Source organism: Nocardia mexicana NBRC 108244, from assembly GCF_001613165.1.
GTDB classification, from domain to species: domain Bacteria; phylum Actinomycetota; class Actinomycetes; order Mycobacteriales; family Mycobacteriaceae; genus Nocardia; species Nocardia mexicana.
Genome location: NZ_BDBV01000054.1, coordinates 15,378 through 34,323, shown reverse-complemented (window position 1 = coordinate 34,323; position 18,946 = coordinate 15,378). Strand labels below are relative to the sequence as shown.

Sequence of the window (18,946 nt, the reverse complement as noted above, 5' to 3'; positions counted from 1 at the left end):
GGGGTTTGCGCCCGATACGACGTGCAAGCGCGGGGATTCGGCGGGTTGGTCGTGGCGATACGGCGGGCAACGGCTCTCCGAACGCGCGGACCGTCACATCGGGGCTTGCACCTCACGTCACGTGAGGTCCTAGTGTCGGATTCGTGACTACCGCGAGCTACCTCAAGGTGGGAGATCTGGCCTCCGCGACCGGGATGACGGTGCGGACGCTGCACTACTACGACGAGATCGGGCTGCTGTCGCCGTCCGGGCGCAGCGGGGCGGGGCACCGGCTGTATTCGTCCGCGGACGTGGAGCGGCTGTACCGCATCGGACTGCTGCGGCGGCTGGGTCTGCGGCTGGACGAGGTGTCGGCGGCGCTCGACGATCCGGGCCAGGATCTCGTCGCCATGATGAACCGGCACATCGGCCAGCTGGACCGCAAGCTCGCCGTCGGTCACCGCCTGCGTCAGCGCCTGACCACCATGGTCGGCGCCCTCGCCGAACAACGCAGCCTCGACACCCGGGAGCTGCTGGGAACATTGGAGGATATGGCCATGCTGGACACCGCGATTCAGCGTCGGATACCCACGCTCGTCTACACCGATATCGAAGCGGCACACAAGTTTCTGACCGAGGTCTTCGGACTGGAGCCGGGTCAGATCGCGCGCGCCTCCGACGGCACCGCAGTGCACGCCGAGGTCACCGCGGGCGACGGCGTGCTCTGGCTGCACCAGGTCGCCGAGCAGTTCGGGCTGCGTTCCCCGCAGCAGGTCGGCGCCTGCACCGAGGGCATGTCGATCGTCGTCGAGGACGTCGACGCGCACTATCGCCACGCGAAATCCGCAGGCGCGGAAGTCATCTACGAGCCCACGGACCAGGTCTACGGCTACCGCGACTACAGCGTCCACGACAACGAACGGCACCTGTGGACGTTCATGTCACCGCTGCAGTAAGGATGTCGCCGGGCCTGTGAGTGCCATCCGCGAAAGCGGCGGACACCAGCAGCGTTGTGTCATATCAGCGTTCCTGGCCGCCCGACCGCTCGGCTCGCGACAGGTGTTCCGGATCGGGGCCGTCGGCCGCCGCCCGCTGTGCGCCGGTCCACGTGGCGAGCAGCTCGAGGGCGGTCTCCGACGGCGAGCCCGCCTCCGCTGTGTAGATGCACAACGTCTGGTCGGGATCACCTGGCAGGGAAACGCTTTCGTAGTCGATGGTGAGATCGCCGACGAGGGGATGGTGGTAGCGCTTCGTGCCGTGACTGCGCTCGCGGACGTTGTGGTCCGCCCACCAGCGCCGGAACTCCGGGCTCTTGACCGCGAGTTCGCCGACGAGTTCGGTGAGCAGCGGGTCGTCGGGGTGGCGGCCGGCGTCCAGGCGCAGGACCGCGACATTGTCCCGGGCGACCTCCTCCCAATCGACGTAGAGCCGGCGGGCGGAATCGTCGAGAAAGGTGTAGCGCAACATATTTCGGTCCCGAGGTGGGAGCGCCTCGAAGTCGGTCATCAACACCCGGGCGAGACGGTTGGTGGCGAGGATGTCCATGCGGCGGCCGAAGACGAAGGCGGGCGTCACGTCGTCGAGCGTCTCCAGGATGCGGCGGACCCCGGGGCGGACGCGCTGCACTCGCGCCGGACTACGGCGACGGGCACGCCGCGGATTCGCCCGGGCGATCTGAAACAGATAGGACCGCTCGACCTCGTCCAGACGCAGGGCGCGGGCGACGGCGTCGAGGACCTCGTCGGAGACGTTCAGGTTGCGGCCCTGCTCGAGGCGGCTGTAGTAGTCCACACTCACCCCTGCCAGCTGGGCCACTTCCTCGCGGCGCAGTCCCGGCACCCGGCGCACGCCGCCCGTTCCACCGATCTGCACGTCGTCGACGTTCAGGCGCGCACGGCGGGTGCGCAGGAACTCCTTCAGCTCGGCGTTGTGCTCCATGGATCCAGTCTGACCCGACCGGGAGCACCCTGTCGCCGCCGAGGGTCGGTCTGCTGGACCCAGGTTCGCCGGACCTAGGTCGACCAGGGCGCGATTTGACCGTCTGCGGGGGCTCTCTCGGCGGTTGTCTCGAATACGCGGCCAGAACCGCCGCGGACGACACCGAGGAGAGACCACCTATGACTACTCAGCACACCCTCGCCGGACGCGTCGCCGTCGTGACGGGCGCCTCCAGCGGCATCGGCGAGGCCACCGCCACACGGCTGGCCGCCTCCGGAGCCCGGGTTGCCGTGCTCGCACGGCGGGCCGATCGACTCGAACAGCTGGTCAAGGAGATCGAGCAGGCGGGCGGGACGGCACTGGCCCTGGCCGTCGACGTCACCGACGCGCAGGCCGTGCGTCACGCGGCCGAGCGGGTCGCCGCCGAACTCGGCACCGTCGACCTGCTGTTCAACAATGCGGGTGTCATGCTGCCCGCACCCGTCGAGGAGCTGCCGGTCGAGCAGTGGCAGCGGCAGATCGATCTGAACGTGACCGGCCTGATGAATGCCATCGGCGCGTTCGTCCCGCAGTTGATCGCCGCGGCCGCCGACAAGGGCGTGGCCGACCTGGTCAACACGTCCTCGATCGCCGCGCAGAACATCTTCCCGAACTTCGCGGTGTACTCGGGCACCAAGGCCTACGTGACGCATCTGTCGCGCACCCTTCGCGCGGAACTCGGAGCCAAGGATGTCCGAGTCTCCGCGATCGAACCGGGCATCGTCGGCACGGAGTTGCAGAGCCACGTCACCGACACCGGTGCCCGGGACTGGCTCGAAGGTTCGAAACAGGCGATGACCTGGCTCGAACCGGAGGATATCGCCGCGGCCGTCGATTTCCTGGCCGCCCAGCCCCCGCGCGTGAACCTGCAGCAGGTCACCATCATGCCGACCCGGCAGCCGTCGTAACGCGGATCCTCCAGCGAGACACGAAGGTCACCACCAGACCGCACTCGCCCGGGATACCGTGCCGCCCAATCCATGCCGAGCGCCACACGCAGGTGCGATGGCGGCCGACGCTTTCGGCGCTAGGGTTCGACGGTGATGGGCAGCGAGGTCGTGGGGGTGGGGCCGACCGCGGTGCTCGTGGCGGGGTTAGTAATGGTCACGTCGACGGCGGACTGACCGATGGTGACCGCCTGGTCGGGGTCGAGCTGCACTTCCAGTTGGTACATGATGCTCTGCCCGTGCTGGAGGGGGAACGGCGCGACGACGGTCCGGCTGAGGAAATCGGTGCCGCCGCCCTCCGCGACATACGGCACCTCGCCCCAGGTGTTGGTCCCGGTGTCGAGCATCCGCATCGATCCGGCGGGCATCATCTTGACCGGGCTCGGGCTGCACGAGCAGTGTCCCAGCGACACCACCAGGCCCACCGCGGGGTTGTCGGTAGGCGTGTTGTTTGCGAGCGTGACAGTGAAGCGCATCGGCACCCCACCGGGCCGGAGGGTGGACGGGCTCTGCGGCGTCACGGTGACATCGACGCCATCGGCCGACCCGGTCTCGGCGGCGGCAGAAGGCGTGGTGCCGACCGAGAAGCCAACCGCCGCAACAGCAATAGCGGCCCCTGCCAGTAGCTTGCTCGTCTGTACCCTGCGCATCGACACTCCTGAAAATCGTTCGTACTCGGTCGCGCCCGGCGTGAGCTGGACGGAGCAGCTCACACCGGGCACTGGCGACTTTAGGTACGGCAGTGGTACTCCGGTTGCTCGTGAGCGCAGCGAACTGACAGCCACGCGAACGATCCTCCGAGACGTCGACACCGCCGACCGGACGCAGCTACCAAATCCGCGCTCGGGCAGAGGCATCCGATGAGACTCGCTAGTCGGTGCGACGTCTGGAGTCGAGCCATTCGTCGTCGTTCCACATCACGGGGGTTGCGCCGACCGGCTCGAACCGGATGTCCGGGTCATTGCTCTGCACCAGACAGAGGAGACGGCGGCCGAAGAGCGCGGCGGTGCGTGAATGGTTGGCCATGATGTCGAGGACGATCTGTGCCGTACGCGGTGAACGGGTCACGAAGGCGTCGAAGCTGGTGAATACCAACACAAGACCGGCGGCCTCCGGTGCCCAGCCGTAATCCTGGTCGACGACATCTCGCATGCAATCGTTGAGCGCCTCCAGGTTCCGCCCGTAGTAATCCGGGAAGCCGAGCACGGCGGCGAGATCGCGATGGAGGTCGCGATCAGCTGCCCAGCGTGCGGCGTCGAGGCAGGTGACCTGGTAACCGTGCGCCTCCAGCCAGTCGGTGGCGTCGTTGAGGACCTGTGGACGCCAGAACAGCGTCACTGAGGTGTTCATCATCAACCGGAACGCCCGATCATGGCTCAGGTCCGAGTCAGGGTCGAAGGTTGCCATAGTGGGCGAGGTTATGCGAAGCCTCGAATGCGCAGGCACTCACTCCAGCAGAGGGAATCTTCCGGACCCGAGGAGTCTGGTGATCGCCTGCATCTTGGCTTGGGGGGCAGCGTAATCCGGGTGGACGCGGAGTACGGAGGCGGCGTCGTGGAGGCGGATCATCTGCTCCTCTGCCGCGGTGGCGGTTCGGCCGCCAGCGGTTACCGGGTGTGTGGAGAAGGCGGGGTTGCGTGGATCGACGCGGCCGCGCGCCACTGCCGTGTCCACACGGCGCGAGCACCGGCAGCGGGCCTTGGGGTTGGCGATGCCGCAGTTCGAGTTCAGGAAGTCGCCTATGCGTTTCTTGGCTCGCTCCAGGCGCTTCCGATAGGCGGCCGGGGTGACGTCGAGGATCCAGGCGGCCTCGGCGGAGTTCAGTTCGAAGACGTCGCCGAGGACGAAGGCCACGCGTTCGTCGCGGGCCAGGCACTGCAGCATGGCCTGGCTGCAGTTGAGCCGGACCTCACCGGAGAGCAGCGCCGCGTCCGGGCCGCGGTAGTCCTCGGCGGACAGCCCGTTGGTGAGTCCGTCGGCGAACTTGTCGAGGTCGAGCTCGGCCCGTTCCTGCGGCGACTGTCGGCGCAGGTTGATCAGATAGTTGACACCGATACGGTAGGCCCAGGTCAGCAGCTTGGCCTCGGCACGCCAGGTGTCGAGACGGCCGAGGACGCGCAGCAGGATCTCCTGCGTCGCGTCCTCGGCTTCGGTGGGGCGGCCGGTCATGCGAAGGGCCAAGCGGTACAGGGGATCCTGGACGCTCCGGACCACCCGCGAGATCGCCGCCTGATCACCGGCGACCGCGCGGGCGACCAACTCGAGCTCGGCGGCACGCGCGGTGCCGTCGGCCGCCTCGGCGATGTCACTGTCCATCCCGCCATTGTGAGACGGTGGGCCGCATCCGTCACGGGACAAACACCACACACCCGGGGCCTCCCGGATTCCCGCGTTGCTGCAACGGCTCCTCCCCCAATTCCGGCATGCTTGTGGCCGGAATCCACAGGTACGCCCCGTGCCGTTGCGGTACTGATGGCACACGGGAGATCGACCCTTCTCAGGAAACCCTGGCGCCGGTCAGCGCGTGCTCGTCGAGCCAACTCGCCACCGCGGCACCGATCTCGTGCGGGCGGTCCTCCGGCGCATGATGTTTGGCGGGCGGGATCGAGACCTTCTCCGCGTTCGCGAAGGTGGTCGCCGCCCACTCGACTCCCGCCGCAGCGGCACCCTGCCCGTTCTCCAAAGCCATGATCAGCTTCGGGATTTCGGGCGTGCTCGCCATATACCGGCCGTAGTTCTCGACGATGGCGACCACGTCGGCGGGCTCGCCGTCGAGAGGGATTTCCCGCGGCCACGCCAGCAGGGGCTTGCGCGAGGCGGGAGTTGGATATGGTGCGCGGTAGACGTCATGGTCCTCGGGCGACAGGTCCGTCACCTGCGCGGGCAGGTTGAATTCGATGAACATGTTCTCCTCCAACACCATTCGCTCCCCTTCTTCGCTGCGGTACTTGGCGAACAGCTCCCGGGCCTGCGGCGGCGACTCGCTGGACTTGCCCGGGCGCAGGAAGGTTTCGATCACCGCGATACCGCGCACCCGACCGGGATGCCTTGCCGCCCAATCCATGCCGAGCGCACCACCCCAGTCGTGACCGACGATGACCACCTGATCGAGGTCGAGTGCCTCGAACCAGGCATCGAGATACCGGGCGTGGTCGGCGAAACGGTAAGGGCTGTCGGGCTTGCCGGAGGCGCCCATGCCGATCAGATCCGGCGCCAGCACCCGGGTCTTGTCCGACACATGCGGAATCACATTGCGCCACAGGTACGACGAGGTCGGGTTGCCGTGCAGGAAGACGACGGGCGTGTCACCGGACCCGATGTCGGTGTAGGAGATGTACGAATCGAGAACGTCGACGGTATTCACGACGGGGTGTCCTTTCTCGGACTGTGCCAGACATGCGGCGGTACTGCTCGCGACGAGTGCCACGGCGCCCATCACCCGGAGCAGTGACCGTCGATTCAGGAGTTTCATGTCCGCCCTTCCGGGTGTTCAGCTACTTACACCCGGTTTCGACACAGGTTCGGGGCCTGCTGTGACCACAGCCGGAGTGATGTGCGTCACTCCTTGCGCTTCGACTTCTCCCCATCTCCGCCACGTGAGTGCGCGCAGAGCCTGCCCGGCACCGCATCAGAATCTGCCCGGCACCGGATCGGGCTTGCGTCGAACAGAACAACCGGCTCACCGATCGGTGAGCCGGTCGTGCGTCGACAGACCACGTTCTCGATGACGTGCTCCTGCACATCACCCCTCCGGAACTATGCGTTTCGAGGTCCTGTTCGAAACAGCGCCGTGATGTCGACCGTGCCCGCCATCGCCGCGGCACCGGCGTCGTTGAGGTGCATGCCGTCGCCGCTGTCGAACTCGGGGCGGATGAAGTCGGGGCGGTCGGGGTCGGCCACCGCGCGGTCGACATCGAAGAGGGAGTCGAAAATATCTGTGGTGCGCAGCCATTCGTTGACCTCGTGCCGGGTCGGCTGGGTCTCGGCGATAGGCATGCCGGGGTAGACGCAGCCGGCGTAGGGGCCGATGGTGGCCGCGTGGATACGCAGGCCCGCCGCGTGCGCGCGGGTGGCGAGGTCCGTGAACCCGGCGATCAGTTCGTCGGCGGTCGCCGACGGCTGACCGCCCATCGCGCCGAGGATGAGGTCGTTGATGCCGAAGTTCACAAGGATGTCGGTGACGCCGGGAGTCTGGAGGGCGTCGAGATCGAGGCGGTTCGTCCCGGATTCACCGATTTCGACGGCGGTGAGCCGGTTTCCGGAGATGCCGTTGTTCACCACCCAGCCGTGGGTGAGGCGGGCGTTCAGGGCGTCGACGGAGCGACGGTTCGTGCTCGGCGTCGTGCCGAAGCCCTCGAACCAGGAGTCGCCCAGCGCAACTGCCACTGGAACCTCTTGTGATACAAGGACATCGACACCCGTCACAAAGAATCGTGCTGGAACTTCTCGGCCCTCCGGCAATTCCACATCGTCGACATGGTTACCCGTTGCGACATAGGAGATCTCGCTCGGCTGGTGCGAGAAGGTCGCCAGACCGGTCGACTCCGGAAGGTACAGGCTCAGCATCAGGTCTTCGCCTCCGGCGACAGGCAATTCGACCGGATCGCTGATCAGTTCCGCACCCGGAGCGATGAGCGCGGTCGCCGCACCGTCGAAGGTCAGCGCCCGGGAAGTGTCCGGAGAGATCGCCGAACCGGACTTGCGCAGGGCGACGCCCGCCGCGCCGATCGACAGCGGAGTGACGCCGTAGCGGTTGGTCAACCGAACGCGAAGCGCACTCCCACCCCCGGCCATATGCAAGATCTGACGCACCGTCTCGTCCCCGAACTCGCGGGACTCGGCGAGCTTGATCTGCTCATACGGGCTGATGACACCGGTCCGGAAGCCAGCGACCCAGGTGTTGTGCGACATGACTGCTCCAATATTTGCTGTGCGGAATGTTGCTCATGCATATAGTTACTTACACTTATTCCTCCTGTCAACTATCTACTCGGCAAGCATCGGCTAGGGTGTTCACATGTCCGAACTGTTCGACGACCCCCGCCTGACCATCTCCGGCCTGCTCTTCGAGGCCAACAGCGGTCTGCTCGCCAAGGTCGAACCGACCTGGCGAGCCCATGGCCTCTCCGGCCTCGAACTCAACGCCCTCATGCGCCTGAGCCGCTCCCCCGACCACCGCCTGCGCATGACCGACCTGGCCACCCAAACCGCACTCTCCACCAGCGGCGTCACCCGCCTGGTCGACCGGCTCGCCGGCTGGGGCCTCGTCGAACGGCTCCTCGACCCCGCCGACCGCCGCAGCGCCTACGCGTCCCTGACCCCCGCAGGCAGGGATCGCCTCGAGGAGGTCCTCCCGGATTACCTTGCGTCCCTGCAAACCTGGCTGATCGATCTCCTGACCCCAGACCAACTGGACGGCCTCATCACCGGCCTCCGAATCCTCCGAGACGCCACCAACTCCTCCGCAACCGCCATCACCGGGTCGTCGCGATAGCACCCCGCGTCCGGTCGCTGAGTCGCGGTTGCCACCGACCCCACTCCCTACCTGCACCTCCCCAGATGCGGGGACAAGTTTGGCCCGAGTGAGCCGACCCCTACGCGAAGATTCCAACCGGAATATTTCACGGATGTCGACGAAAGGGACTGCAAGCTTTATGAAGTACGCATTCGCCGGTTGCGTGACCGCACTGACGGTGATCGGTGGCGGCCTCACAGCCGCCACAGCCTCCGCCACGGTCCCCCTGGAGCCCACCACCATCGAGGACACGGCCGGTTCGCCGACCGTCATGGCGGCGGACCCGCTCGCCCCGGGCGGGCTCCGCAACGTCTGCGACGGCGGCTCAGGAACCTACGAGCCCGCGGGCCCGGACGGCCTCTGCCACTAAGCCTCGAAGCCCGGGCTCGGCGCGACTTCGCCTGCGACACAACCTCACAGGCCGACGGCGCCCGAGCCCGGTAACCGTTTTCGGTGGGTCGAGGTCAGCTCAACCCACCGAAGGGGAGTAGCTGGACACCGCGCCAATGCCGCCCGGGACGAGCAGGCGGCCGCGCGCGCAAGCAGGCGGCCTACAGGACCCCGTGGAGGCCCACCACATCGGACCCGGACGGGCGACCAAGATATGTCCGAACGCCATGACTATCGGCCTTGTGCCCCAACGGATTTCGGTGGTTTCGGCGTGTCCGATACCCGCCATCGCTACTGTCCTCCCCATGACGAACGGGCCGGAACGACCCGCTACGACCGGGCATGACAAAGCTCCGCCGTCCACAACCGTTCCCCCGCAACGGATAGCGCAGGCCATCCACCGGGTGTTTGCCTGGTCGGGCTGGGCCAGCGTGGCCTCGATCGCGACGACGATCGCGGCGTTGACCGCGCTCTGGTTCTCGGGACAGTCGCTTCGGGCGACGGACAATCAGTACGCGCTGTCGCAGCAGACAGCCGTCACCGACCGTTTCCAGAAGGCGGTGGAACAACTCACCACCGACAAACTGGATGCCCGCCTCGCCGCGATCTACCTGCTCGAACGCCTGGCCAAGGACTCACCGCCGGACCACCCGACCATCTACTCCGTACTCGCCTCCTTCGTGCGCAGCCAGTCTCCGGTATGGCAGTGCCGCACCGTCGGGCCGCCGGGCAAACCCGGGCGGCTCGACTTCGACGTCCAGACCGCCGTAACCGTGATCGGCCGCCGCGACGCCCGCAACGACCGATTCGACATCCCCATCGACCTCAGCGATACGTGCCTGACCGGCCTGCAACTCCGAGGCCGACCACACTCGACCGGCGTCGACCTGCCGAATCTGCGCAGAGTAAACCTGACCGGCGCCAACCTCACTGGCGCAACACTTTTCGCCGACCTGACCGGCGCAACCCTCAACCGCGCCAACCTCAACGGCGCATTCCTGGCGAGCGCGAAGCTCGCCCAGGTGGACGGCCTCGACGGGACCGGAGACTCGGTCTATTACGACGAGCAGACCCGATGGCCGACAGGGTTCATGCCCCCACCACCGATCCCGGTTCCGTGATCTCCCCGCGTGGTCAAAGTTCCTGGAGCCGGGCACGCAGCAGGCAGAACTCGTTACCTTCCGGGTCGGTCAGCACGTGCCAGCTCTCGTCGCCGGTCTGGCCGACGTCGGCGGGCTCGGCACCGAGCGCGAGCAGCCGCTCTAATTCGGCATCCTGGTCACGGTCGGTGGCATTGACATCGATGTGCAGCGGGAGCTTCCCACGGCGCGGTTCGTCACTGGGACTGAGGATCAGCGTGGGCTGCGGACCGCCGAAACCGGCATCAGGCGGCCCGATTTCGATACTTCCGTCCTCCCGGCCGAGCTCGACGTAGCCGAGGACCTCACCCCAAAACGCGGCAAGCCGTTCGGGATCGGCAGCGTCGATCACCAATTCACTGATGCGGCATGCCATGCGCATCAGTCTATGATCCCGAGGTAAGGGGAAGTGCGGAATCCCGTCCCAGTGATCTCGGGAAAGAAGAAACCCCCGGCCTTGCGATGCAGACCAGAGGCTTCCAACTGCGCGCCCGGAGAGACTCGAACTCCCAACCTTCTGATTGGTTCGGACGTACATGATTGTCCGCCAATGTCCGGAGACAGCATTGCGTCGCAACGGTTTTCGGCAATCACCGTCCTCGCCTGTCCAGGTAAATACGGGTTCATACGCGGACGTTTGTACGGGCAAAGTAAAGGATGCTCGATCAAATCGGTGGGCCGTGGACAGACTGCGGCTGTTCCCGTAAATTGGCATAGCTGGATTGAGACTGGTGGCAACGCCAGGGCTGGCACTGCCCATCGTCGCGGTGGCCGTAGCACTCAGCCTTGTTCCGAATCTGTCAGCCTGCTGGGCTGGTAACACAGAAGGGAAGGTGATGAGGATGATCGGTTCCCGTACGTTTCGAGTGGTGTTCAATGCCTCTGCGTTCGCGATTTCGAGTGTCATGCTCAATGTCGCCGCGACCGCAGTGCCAGTCTGAGTCCAGCACGTCAGAGAGCGCTCGCCGGACAGGTCGTCTATCCGGCCCCTGACTGCTTCTCCCCCATCTTCCTCATACTGGCCACCCCTCAGCGGAGGTCGGGCGTGTCAAGGATGCCTTGGGCACCGCGTAGCGGACACCGTAGGTGGTCCTTGACTCGTTCGGCTGGAGCGAGACCATCGGGCCATGAGGAAGATGGGAGCTGGCCCCGTTGTCCGCCCCACCCTGTGGTGGTCTTCTTGTAGCCTGTACTTATGGGCGATGTACAGCATGCTGGGGCAGTGGATGACGCCTCGTCTGATGCTGTGGGACCTGAGATCACGTTTGCACCCAGAGAGAAGGTGGATCTGGTGTTCCAACGTGAGATGGAGCGGTGGTCGACTCTGCTCGACCGGCTCAAGTAGTGGTGGAGTACCTGAGCGCCGACGACTTGATCCGGTTTAATGCGGCTCAGGACGGTGGCGTGGGTGTCGCGAACCTTGACGGGGTCAAGTCGAATGCGTTGAGGCCAGCTGCGGGGTTCGGAGGAGTAGAGAGATTCCCGGACGTCTGGTCAAAAGCTGCTGCCTACGTTCACGGCATTGCAACGACCCAGTACTTCACGGATGGAAACAAGCGCACGGCATGGTTGGCCGCGGTGACGTTCTTGGCCGTGAATGGAGTCGATCTGCCACGAGTGACGGACATCGAGGCTGAGGTATTTGTACAGGCGGTCGGTCAGGACGTCTGGAAGACGGACGAAGATCTCGACTTGACGTTGACGAAGGCAGCCGAGTGGTTCCGAACGAAGTCGGAGGCCAGCCGGGCTGACGTTGCCTCATCATGGGAACTGCCTGCCAGCAGCGTGTCGATGGTGATTACCGGTGCGTTCTTCGCGGAGTATTGTCGCGCCGCAGACAACGGCAAGATGGACGTACTTGGAGGCGTCCTGGACAGATATTTTGTCCAGTCCTTCCCTGTCCGTGTGGGGCTGACCATCGTGATGATCTGCCAGAGCGGAATCGCTGACGTCGGACAGACCAGATCGATCGATGGCTGCGTCGTACGGCCAGGCGGTGAACCGCGGAAGTTTTTTCGGCTCATGGCAAAAATCAACGAGTCGGAGAACCGATACTTCTTCGCGAACGTAGAGCTTGATGTTCATGAGCCAGGCCGTCACGTCTTTCAGCTGGTTGTCGAGGGGAACGAGAATTCCACGCGAACCGTGTCGCTGGATTTTCAACAGTCCGATTTTGGTGTGTGGTGACGACAAGCCGTTGACCGGGCTGCCCGCCGGCCGTTTCGTCATCGGCTGCGGGAGGTCAGTCGGGTACGGCTGACGACGTGCCCAGCACTGGCCTCGTTGTTGAAAAGGTGGCCAGATAGGAATGGTCGGCGTTCTACCCCGTCGCCAAAGCGGCGCCGACGCGCCCAACGCTCCCCGCTCGCCGGAGCTTGCGGAGGCGGGCGGGCTGTGCGGCGCCGCGCGGCGGCGCCGCTCGGCGGGCGCGCCAGCGCCCGCCCTTGATCCTGTATGGCTGAATTCGGCAGTAGTTCGCAGCAATCGTGAGACACGGTCGAAAGCCGATCAATGCCGTCGACCACACCGGACACGGGAGCCGATGCGCGCCACTCGCCGCGCCTCTGGGACCGTTTGGGGTTCAACGGTTCCGGGCGTATGCCTGTCGTAGGGGTACGGCTCGAATGCCTTCGCGCTCGGCGCGATCTTGGTGGAACTGATCGCGGATCTGGCCGTGCCACGGGAGAATCGGGTCATGGCTGAGCTTGCGCTGACGGCGGACCGTCGTGAAGAACTGGCCGCACTGCTGGGGGACGAGCAGAGACTGAAGACCGAATATCCGAAGGTAGCTGAGTACCTGGACACGGCGCCGATGCTGCCGGGGACGGGGGACGAACAAGCGGACGCGGCGTTCGATCTTCGGTTCGTGCACTACATGACTGGGGATCGGTCGGTGAGCGCGAACCTGTACTGGGACATCGTTGCGCCATCGGTGTTCGAGCACGACGGCCGCCAGGTGGTCAACGGTGGGCGGGATAAGGGAAGCGCTCGGCTCGGCTTTGCGCAGACGATCTTGCAAGCTGCCTACGCGTATGCGATCCCCTCCCCCGCGACGGTCGACTGGATGGCCGACGTTTGCGATGGTCGCCGGATCGTGGACCTCGGGGCTGGGCGGGGATACTGGGCGGCTCAGCTGGCCGATGCGGGACTCAACGTTGAGGCGTACGACTCCGAACCACCGAATCGGATGGTGAATGCCTCTTTCATCGAGGCCGCGGGACAAGCGGACGTATGGCACAGCGTGGGTGACCTGGAAGAGTACGCGTCACGGTCGGCCGGACCGGATGACGTGTTGTTCCTGTGCTGGCCGCCGGGCTGGGGCAACGCGATGGCTTCGGAAGCGCTGTCCGCGTTCGAGGCCGCGGGCGGTGAGCGACTGGTCTATATCGGTGAGCCGAAAGGTGGAAAGACCGGAGATGACGCATTCTTCGACGCGTTAGCCACGCGTTGGGAAGTGAAGTCTGAAGACCCGCAATTTGTTTCGTGGTGGAACCTGGCGGATCGGGCGCAATGCTGGATTCGTCGCTGATACGCCAACCGACCCAACCGGAGTAGCCAGTTAGATCGGTATTGCGTACGAGTATCGGTGCTACGCCTCACCCGTACGAGATGGCCGGACGCCGTACCCAGCCAGGCGGCATCACTGGGCATAGGGAGCCGATCCGAAACGGTCTCCTCGAGCACGGCTGCGCTGGTCCAGTCCGGGACTTACATGGGCTGGTAGGTGTCCGAAACGGAGATCGGCCTGGCGCCGAGAACTACTTCCGCGAGTCCGTTCCATATCTGGACGACTCGATGGCAGTGGTGCTCAACGCTCTTGCGAAGACCTGCGGTCAGTCCCGCCGCGCACCGTCGGGCCAGACGACCGTGATCGGCATTCCTCGCTGTTGCGCGACGGCCACCACATCGGCAGTGCCACCGTATCCACGTGCCGGTTTCCCGTCCCATACGGCGAACAGTTCATCAGCGTTGTCGAGCATGCGCTCGCTTGCCGCCTGGTGTGCCTCCGACGTGGATTCTCGGTAGCTCAACGCGATCACGTCGAGCGCTCGCGCGATCAAATCGTCGTAGACAACGTGGTGTTCGGTGGGCAGCCCGTCCCGATACTGCTGAGCGGGCACTACGACGATGAGCGATCCTCCCGCGTCGAGAACGGCCCGAGCGAACAAGGTGTCAGCGCCATCTGCGATGCAGCTCAACCCGACCAGTTCTTCGTCGCTGCGCTTCGCCAGCTCGGCTCGGATCGCTTTGTCCACCAGTTCCGTTGTCTCCGAGGGCAGTCCGCGGTGTCCGGTGATCGCAATACGTGTCATCGTCGGTCCCGCCTGTACAGAGTCGCCAGAGCATCGTCCAACAAGCTTGCCTCGGTAGTTCGAGCTGGCAGACCAGCCCGAAATGTTCTGGCAGCCCTGGTAATCCGCTCACTACGCAATTCGAGACCGACTCGGAGCGCATCAGTGGCGAGCGCACATCCTCCCTCGACATCGCCACTGCGGGCCAGCACATGCGCGTGCTCGACCTGAGCAAGAGCGCGCGGCTTCTGAGCACCCAGAGCCGGGCCAGCCGCCACGAAAGCTGCACGGGCAGCGCGGTGGTCACCGAGGCGTCCAAGCGCACTCGCCTGGTAGCGAGCAGCCTTCGCGCCGTCGAATGCGAAGACCCACGGCCATTGCGATTCGCCGCGTTGGCGGTTGGCCATGCGTTCGGCGTGGTCGAGTGCGGCGAGAGTCGCATTGCGATCGCCGATCGACGCGTACGCGACCGCCAGAAGGGATGACAACCATGCGCCTGCGCTGTCCGGTGCGTCCTGACCCATCTGCGCCGAGGCGGTTCGCAGCAGTGCGAGTCCGGCGCGGCCGTCGCCGGTTTCGACGGCGTAGTGACCGAGGCTGGCGGTCATGTAGGACACCAGGAGTGGATGGTGCGTGCGCTCGGCGTAGGTGATGGCGTCGGCGTAACGCTGCCGCGCGGCTGCATCGTCGCCCCGATCGGCTGCCAGCCATGCCGCTAGCCCGGCCACTTCGGACAGCGTCCGGTACCCGGTTGCGGTGCGCATCTTGTCGTGCACGATGCCGGAGACCAAGCTGAGATGTGCCTCCACCGCCGGCGACAGCCGGTCAGAGGGCACGGACGACTCCATGCGCCGGTAATTGGTGGTCGGACCGGCCATTGTGTCGAGCAGGTCGGATTCGCTCGGTGCCGTATTGGTGAGCATGGCCGCGCTCATGGCGAGCGTGGTCTTCAAGAATTGCTTTCGGTTCACGTCTTCGTCACCCGTTGACTGCCGATGCTTGGCGAACCCGAGTTCGGCATCGGTCGCTACGTTCAGGACCGCTCGCAACGCGGCCCGGTAATCCTTTCTCGGCCACGTTGTTTCGCCTCGCTCCCACTTCCCGATGTGCCGCTCATCAACCGCGCCCCTCTTGTTCGTTGCCCGGAAAACGTGGTCGTTCACGGCATCGGCCAGCTCGTGGCGTGTCATCGAATGGCCAGGCGACCCAGGCGACTCCACCCGCAACCGAGCCTCGATAAGCAGCTCGTTCCGTTTCGTCACGGCGTGCGGCCTCCCTGCTGGACCTGTCCCCAGAATAGATCTCCGCACATGGTCCGATCGGACACTTCCCACAACTTTCCCACGGCTTTCCCCCGGGCATGCAGTCGATCACCAGCACTGATGCGGCGAGCCTAGAGCCATGCCCCGCCGCTGGGTCGATGCCGCACTCTTCGGTACATCGGCCGACCCAACCTTTTGCGACGCCACCCCGGCCGGTGGCAGCTGTTCCCCGGCGGCGGGCGCTCTTCAACGACGGTAGTGGGAGGCAGACGGGTTATGAGGGCACGTCCGACAGCGTTCGCATGGGTAGACCCGGCTGGCGGCCTGTGGCCGACGTGGGACAACGCACAGATCCGGAGACTCGCCCGGCGGCTGGGCTATGTCCTGTACTGGCCCGGTCCCTCCGTGCTTCCGCTGATCGACCAGGTGCGGGCGGCCGATGTCGATGCTGTGATCACACCGTCGCCCAGCCATTTGGGCGTAATTCAGCTGCACGCGCTGATGTGCATAGTCGACGTCGAAACTGCCTCTCCGCGTACGAGTTTCGCTCGCTGGACGACATTCCCCTGCCAAGTGGGGCAGGCATGAGTACCTCGGCAGCCTGGGCCGTGTTCGTGGCGCTGTTGGTGATCGTCTGCGGCGTGGTCGGGGTGCTGGTGCGCACCGAGCTGGGCGATGACAGTGAGCCAACCCAGGCCTCCGAGTTCGTGACGTACACGCACACTGCGCCTGGCCGACCGTTCACGGTTACGCAGGCGCACCGCGCGATGCAGCAGCACCGGACCTGCCGCCGCGAGGACTGCCCGCGCAAGCGTGCGGCGTTTCGGACGCTCGTGGAAGCCCGGCGAATTCGACCGGACTCGGGCCGCGCGTATTGACACGCCTGTGCTTCGCGCAGGTCGGTGGAAGTACTTTGTGGACCACGGCAGCTGGACACCCCACGGCGACAACGGAATCGGAATACTTTGAGCGTATGACCGCGCTCCCGGATGGGCCGTCCGGCGGGCCGCCGAGCAGATGATGGCGGACCCGCGCCCGTTCCGCCCCCTTCGTCTGCGCCTCACCCAGCGAAAGGCAAGAGGCCCCTCCGCACTGAGCGGAGGGGCCTCTTCCCAACTGCGCGCCCGGAGAGACTCGAACTCCCAACCTTCTGATCCGTAGTCAGATGCTCTATCCGTTGAGCTACGGGCGCATGTCTATCAAGTTGTAGGTGCCCGGCGGACCGGGCTTGGCGGAGGCGAGAGGATTTGAACCTCCGGTCCCCGTGAAGGGACAACTCATTAGCAGTGAGTCCCATTCGGCCGCTCTGGCACGCCTCCTGGAGCCTTCTCGTATGAGGGGCCCGGTCCTTTCGAACCGCCGAGAGGCAAGAGTACAGAGCAACCGCTCAGGAAGCAAAACGGCTGGTCAGGGAGGCGGCTGTTCAGCGGAGGTGGCTGTCGAACCAGTCGAAGATTCTGGTCTGGGCGGCCATCAGCGTTTCCGCGTCCTCGGAGTCGGAGGAGTCGAAGCCGGGACGGTCTGGGCGGTGGTGCAGGCCGGGGTAGCTGACGAGGAGAGTGGCCACCACCGCGGACGCGGCGGCGTCGCGCAGGTGCTCGACCTGGGCCGCGGGGGTGCCGAAATCGTCGTCGCCGTACAGGCCCAGCCACGGCGCCTGCAGCCGCGGCGCGGCCCGGATCAGCGCATCCGCCCGGTCGGTGAGCGGTTCGGCGATCCCGGGCGCCGCCACACTGACCGCGGCCCCGATCGGCCGGCTCGTCGCCACCAGGAAGGCGGCGGTCCCGGCGGAGTCGAAGCCGAGCACCCCGATGCAGTCGCCGAACACTCCGCGCGCGGTGAGCCAGTCGAAGCACGCGTCGAAATCGGCGAACAGGTCGTCTCCGAACACCTTGTCGGTGGCGCCGTTGCGGTGGAAAAGATTGGGCGCCACCACGATCCACCCCTCGCTGGACAGCGAGCCCATCAACTCCAGCAACGCGTCGGCGAACTCTCGTGATTCGTGCAGTACCACGATGCCGCCGCGCGCGTACCCTTCCGGCTCGATCACGGTGATGGGCACTCGGGCGGACGCCACGGGCCCTCGGTCGTCTTCCGTCTCCGAACCGCTGTCGCGCAATGGTGCAATATCTCGATAAATGCCCGACATGAATCCAGGGTAGTTCGCCTTTATAAACTTCTGAAGAAGTCGCACGTGAGGACTGCTATCCAGAAATTTTCCTGCCGGACGGACTCTGCGACCGAGTCCGTCCGGCAGGTTCTAGTGTGGTGGGGTGACCGCTCGCATTCGTCCGGACCTCGAGTCCATCCCCGCCTACACTCCCGGCCGCAGCCATCCCGGCGCGGTGAAACTGGCCAGCAACGAGAGCACCCTGGGCCCGTTGCCGACCGTCGCCAAGGCCATCGCGGAGGCTGCGGAACTCGCCAACCGGTATCCGGACAACATGGCCAGCGAACTTCGCGCGGCCATCGCGGAGTTCCACGGGGTGGACGTGGCCGAGGTCGCGGTCGGCTGCGGCAGTGTCGCGCTGTGCCAGGAGCTGGTGCAGATCACCTGCGCGGCGCCGACCGACGAGGTGCTGTTCGCGTGGCGGTCGTTCGAGGCGTATCCGATCGTCACGCAGGTCGGCAACGCCCGGGCCGTGCAGGTGCCGCTGACCGACGGTTACGCCCACGATCTCGACGCGATGGCCGCGGCCGTCGGCGAGAACACCAAGCTGATCTTCTTCTGCAACCCGAACAACCCCACCGGTACCGCCTACGGCCGCGCAGAGCTGGTGCGGTTCCTCGACATGGTGCCCGATCACATCCTCGTGGTGCTGGACGAGGCCTATTACGAGTACCTGCGGCTGCCCGCGAACGACCATCCGGACGGGGTGCAGATCCGCCGCGACCGCCCGAATGTGCTTGTGCTGCGCACCTTCTCGAAGGCGTACGGGCTGGCGGGGCTACGCGTCGGCTACGCGGTGGGTGACCCCGAGGTGATCACCGCGCTGCTGAAGGTGCACATCCCGTTCAGCGTCAATCGCCTCGCACAGGCCGCCGCGATCGCCTCGCTGGACGCCCGGCACGAGCTGCTCGAACGCACCGACGGCGTTGTCGCCGAACGGGATCGGATGCGCACCGCTCTGCAAGCCGCCGGGTATACGGTGCCGCCGAGCGAGGCGAATTTCGTGTGGCTGCCGCTGGGCGAGCGCAGCGCGGAGTTCGGCGAGGCGAGCGCGGAGGCGGGAGTTCTGGTGCGCCCCTACGGGACTGACGGCGTACGCGTGACGGCGGGCGATCCGCACGAGAACGACCTGTTCCTGCAGTTCGCCACGGATCCGGGAACAATCTCGCGCTTCCTGAGCTGAACTGCCCGTGCAGGCTCAGAGGGACGGGCGAGCGAGAAGCGCTCGACGACAGGCCGTTCCACTGCGCGGGCTGCTGCGCACCGCGACGAGAG

General features: G+C 65.8%; 19 protein-coding genes and 2 tRNA genes. 9 read left to right on the top strand and 12 right to left on the bottom strand.

Annotated features, from left to right (window positions below; all coding sequences use genetic code 11):
* Nucleotides 1–143 precede the first annotated feature (143 nt).
* Nucleotides 144–935: a MerR family transcriptional regulator gene (locus NM1_RS22120; protein ID WP_211339443.1), complete on the top strand. Its 792-nt coding sequence runs from the start codon at nucleotides 144–146 to the stop codon at nucleotides 933–935.
* 64 nt (nucleotides 936–999) lie between these two features.
* Here the strand turns inward: NM1_RS22120 and NM1_RS22115 are convergent, their stop codons facing one another.
* Complete coding sequence (locus NM1_RS22115) at nucleotides 1,000–1,917, bottom strand: helix-turn-helix domain-containing protein (protein ID WP_068022887.1); 918 nt, start codon at nucleotides 1,915–1,917, stop codon at nucleotides 1,000–1,002.
* Between the two features lie 179 nt (nucleotides 1,918–2,096).
* On the opposite strand from NM1_RS22115, the gene NM1_RS22110 reads away from it, so the two are divergent.
* Nucleotides 2,097–2,864 (top strand): SDR family oxidoreductase, encoded by a 768-nt coding sequence (locus NM1_RS22110; RefSeq protein ID WP_068022884.1) that lies wholly within the window; start codon nucleotides 2,097–2,099, stop codon nucleotides 2,862–2,864.
* A gap of 119 nt (nucleotides 2,865–2,983) precedes the next feature.
* Here NM1_RS22110 and NM1_RS22105 read toward each other — a convergent pair whose 3' ends face one another.
* The 5 genes from NM1_RS22105 to NM1_RS22085 form a co-directional block, all read right to left on the bottom strand.
* Nucleotides 2,984–3,616, bottom strand: a complete 633-nt coding sequence (locus tag NM1_RS22105; protein ID WP_218022173.1) for a hypothetical protein — start codon at nucleotides 3,614–3,616, stop codon at nucleotides 2,984–2,986.
* A 157-nt stretch (nucleotides 3,617–3,773) separates the two neighbouring features.
* Entirely contained in the window at nucleotides 3,774–4,310 is a 537-nt protein-coding gene (locus NM1_RS22100) for a barstar family protein (RefSeq protein WP_068022878.1), read from the bottom strand.
* Between the two features lie 39 nt (nucleotides 4,311–4,349).
* Nucleotides 4,350–5,219, bottom strand: a complete 870-nt coding sequence (locus tag NM1_RS22095; protein WP_068022876.1) for an RNA polymerase sigma factor — start codon at nucleotides 5,217–5,219, stop codon at nucleotides 4,350–4,352.
* Between the two features lie 181 nt (nucleotides 5,220–5,400).
* Nucleotides 5,401–6,267, bottom strand: a complete 867-nt coding sequence (locus NM1_RS22090) for a haloalkane dehalogenase (protein ID WP_068022939.1) — start codon at nucleotides 6,265–6,267, stop codon at nucleotides 5,401–5,403.
* A 392-nt stretch (nucleotides 6,268–6,659) separates the two neighbouring features.
* Nucleotides 6,660–7,814, bottom strand: a complete 1,155-nt coding sequence (locus NM1_RS22085; RefSeq protein WP_068022873.1) for a GDSL-type esterase/lipase family protein — start codon at nucleotides 7,812–7,814, stop codon at nucleotides 6,660–6,662.
* Nucleotides 7,815–7,920: 106 nt separating this feature from the next.
* Between NM1_RS22085 and NM1_RS22080 the strand changes: the two genes are divergently transcribed.
* The 3 genes from NM1_RS22080 (at nucleotide 7,921) to NM1_RS22070 (ending at nucleotide 9,929) form a co-directional block, all read left to right on the top strand.
* Nucleotides 7,921–8,397: a MarR family winged helix-turn-helix transcriptional regulator gene (locus NM1_RS22080; protein ID WP_068022870.1), complete on the top strand. Its 477-nt coding sequence runs from the start codon at nucleotides 7,921–7,923 to the stop codon at nucleotides 8,395–8,397.
* Nucleotides 8,398–8,557: 160 nt separating this feature from the next.
* Nucleotides 8,558–8,788, top strand: coding sequence for a hypothetical protein (locus NM1_RS22075; protein ID WP_068022866.1), 231 nt, complete (start codon nucleotides 8,558–8,560; stop codon nucleotides 8,786–8,788).
* 325 nt (nucleotides 8,789–9,113) lie between these two features.
* Complete coding sequence (locus tag NM1_RS22070) at nucleotides 9,114–9,929, top strand: pentapeptide repeat-containing protein (protein WP_169814305.1); 816 nt, start codon at nucleotides 9,114–9,116, stop codon at nucleotides 9,927–9,929.
* 13 nt (nucleotides 9,930–9,942) lie between these two features.
* On the opposite strand, the gene NM1_RS22065 is transcribed toward NM1_RS22070, so the two are convergent.
* A complete protein-coding gene (locus tag NM1_RS22065; protein WP_068022936.1) occupies nucleotides 9,943–10,323 on the bottom strand; it encodes a VOC family protein in 381 nt (126 codons plus the stop codon).
* A gap of 938 nt (nucleotides 10,324–11,261) precedes the next feature.
* On the opposite strand from NM1_RS22065, the gene NM1_RS22060 reads away from it, so the two are divergent.
* Nucleotides 11,262–12,134 carry a type II toxin-antitoxin system death-on-curing family toxin gene (locus NM1_RS22060; protein WP_084519898.1) on the top strand — a complete coding sequence of 291 codons (873 nt, stop codon included), beginning with the start codon at nucleotides 11,262–11,264 and terminating at the stop codon, nucleotides 12,132–12,134.
* Between the two features lie 508 nt (nucleotides 12,135–12,642).
* The gene (locus NM1_RS22055; RefSeq protein WP_068022933.1) at nucleotides 12,643–13,476 is read left to right on the top strand and encodes a class I SAM-dependent methyltransferase; all 834 of its coding nucleotides are present in this window, start codon (nucleotides 12,643–12,645) and stop codon (nucleotides 13,474–13,476) included.
* A gap of 304 nt (nucleotides 13,477–13,780) precedes the next feature.
* Here NM1_RS22055 and NM1_RS22050 read toward each other — a convergent pair whose 3' ends face one another.
* Both NM1_RS22050 and NM1_RS22045 read right to left on the bottom strand, forming a co-directional pair.
* Nucleotides 13,781–14,260 carry a hypothetical protein gene (locus tag NM1_RS22050; protein WP_084519897.1) on the bottom strand — a complete coding sequence of 160 codons (480 nt, stop codon included), beginning with the start codon at nucleotides 14,258–14,260 and terminating at the stop codon, nucleotides 13,781–13,783.
* Nucleotides 14,257–15,501 carry an NsdA family TPR-like regulatory protein gene (locus NM1_RS22045; protein WP_211339442.1) on the bottom strand — a complete coding sequence of 415 codons (1,245 nt, stop codon included), beginning with the start codon at nucleotides 15,499–15,501 and terminating at the stop codon, nucleotides 14,257–14,259. The genes NM1_RS22050 and NM1_RS22045 overlap by 4 nt, the downstream gene beginning before the upstream one ends.
* Before the next feature lie 584 nt (nucleotides 15,502–16,085).
* Between NM1_RS22045 and NM1_RS22040 the strand changes: the two genes are divergently transcribed.
* Entirely contained in the window at nucleotides 16,086–16,379 is a 294-nt protein-coding gene (locus NM1_RS22040; protein ID WP_068022859.1) for a hypothetical protein, read from the top strand.
* A 241-nt stretch (nucleotides 16,380–16,620) separates the two neighbouring features.
* Here NM1_RS22040 and NM1_RS22035 read toward each other — a convergent pair.
* The 3 genes from NM1_RS22035 to NM1_RS22025 all read right to left on the bottom strand — a co-directional run bounded on the left by NM1_RS22035 (nucleotide 16,621) and on the right by NM1_RS22025 (nucleotide 17,650).
* Nucleotides 16,621–16,693 (bottom strand) — tRNA-Arg (locus NM1_RS22035).
* A 37-nt stretch (nucleotides 16,694–16,730) separates the two neighbouring features.
* Nucleotides 16,731–16,820: transfer RNA gene (locus NM1_RS22030), tRNA-Ser, on the bottom strand.
* Between the two features lie 104 nt (nucleotides 16,821–16,924).
* A complete protein-coding gene (locus tag NM1_RS22025) occupies nucleotides 16,925–17,650 on the bottom strand; it encodes a dienelactone hydrolase family protein (RefSeq protein ID WP_068022857.1) in 726 nt (241 codons plus the stop codon).
* 124 nt (nucleotides 17,651–17,774) lie between these two features.
* On the opposite strand from NM1_RS22025, the gene hisC reads away from it, so the two are divergent.
* Nucleotides 17,775–18,854: a histidinol-phosphate transaminase gene (hisC, locus tag NM1_RS22020; RefSeq protein ID WP_068022855.1), complete on the top strand. Its 1,080-nt coding sequence runs from the start codon at nucleotides 17,775–17,777 to the stop codon at nucleotides 18,852–18,854.
* Nucleotides 18,855–18,946 lie beyond the last annotated feature (92 nt).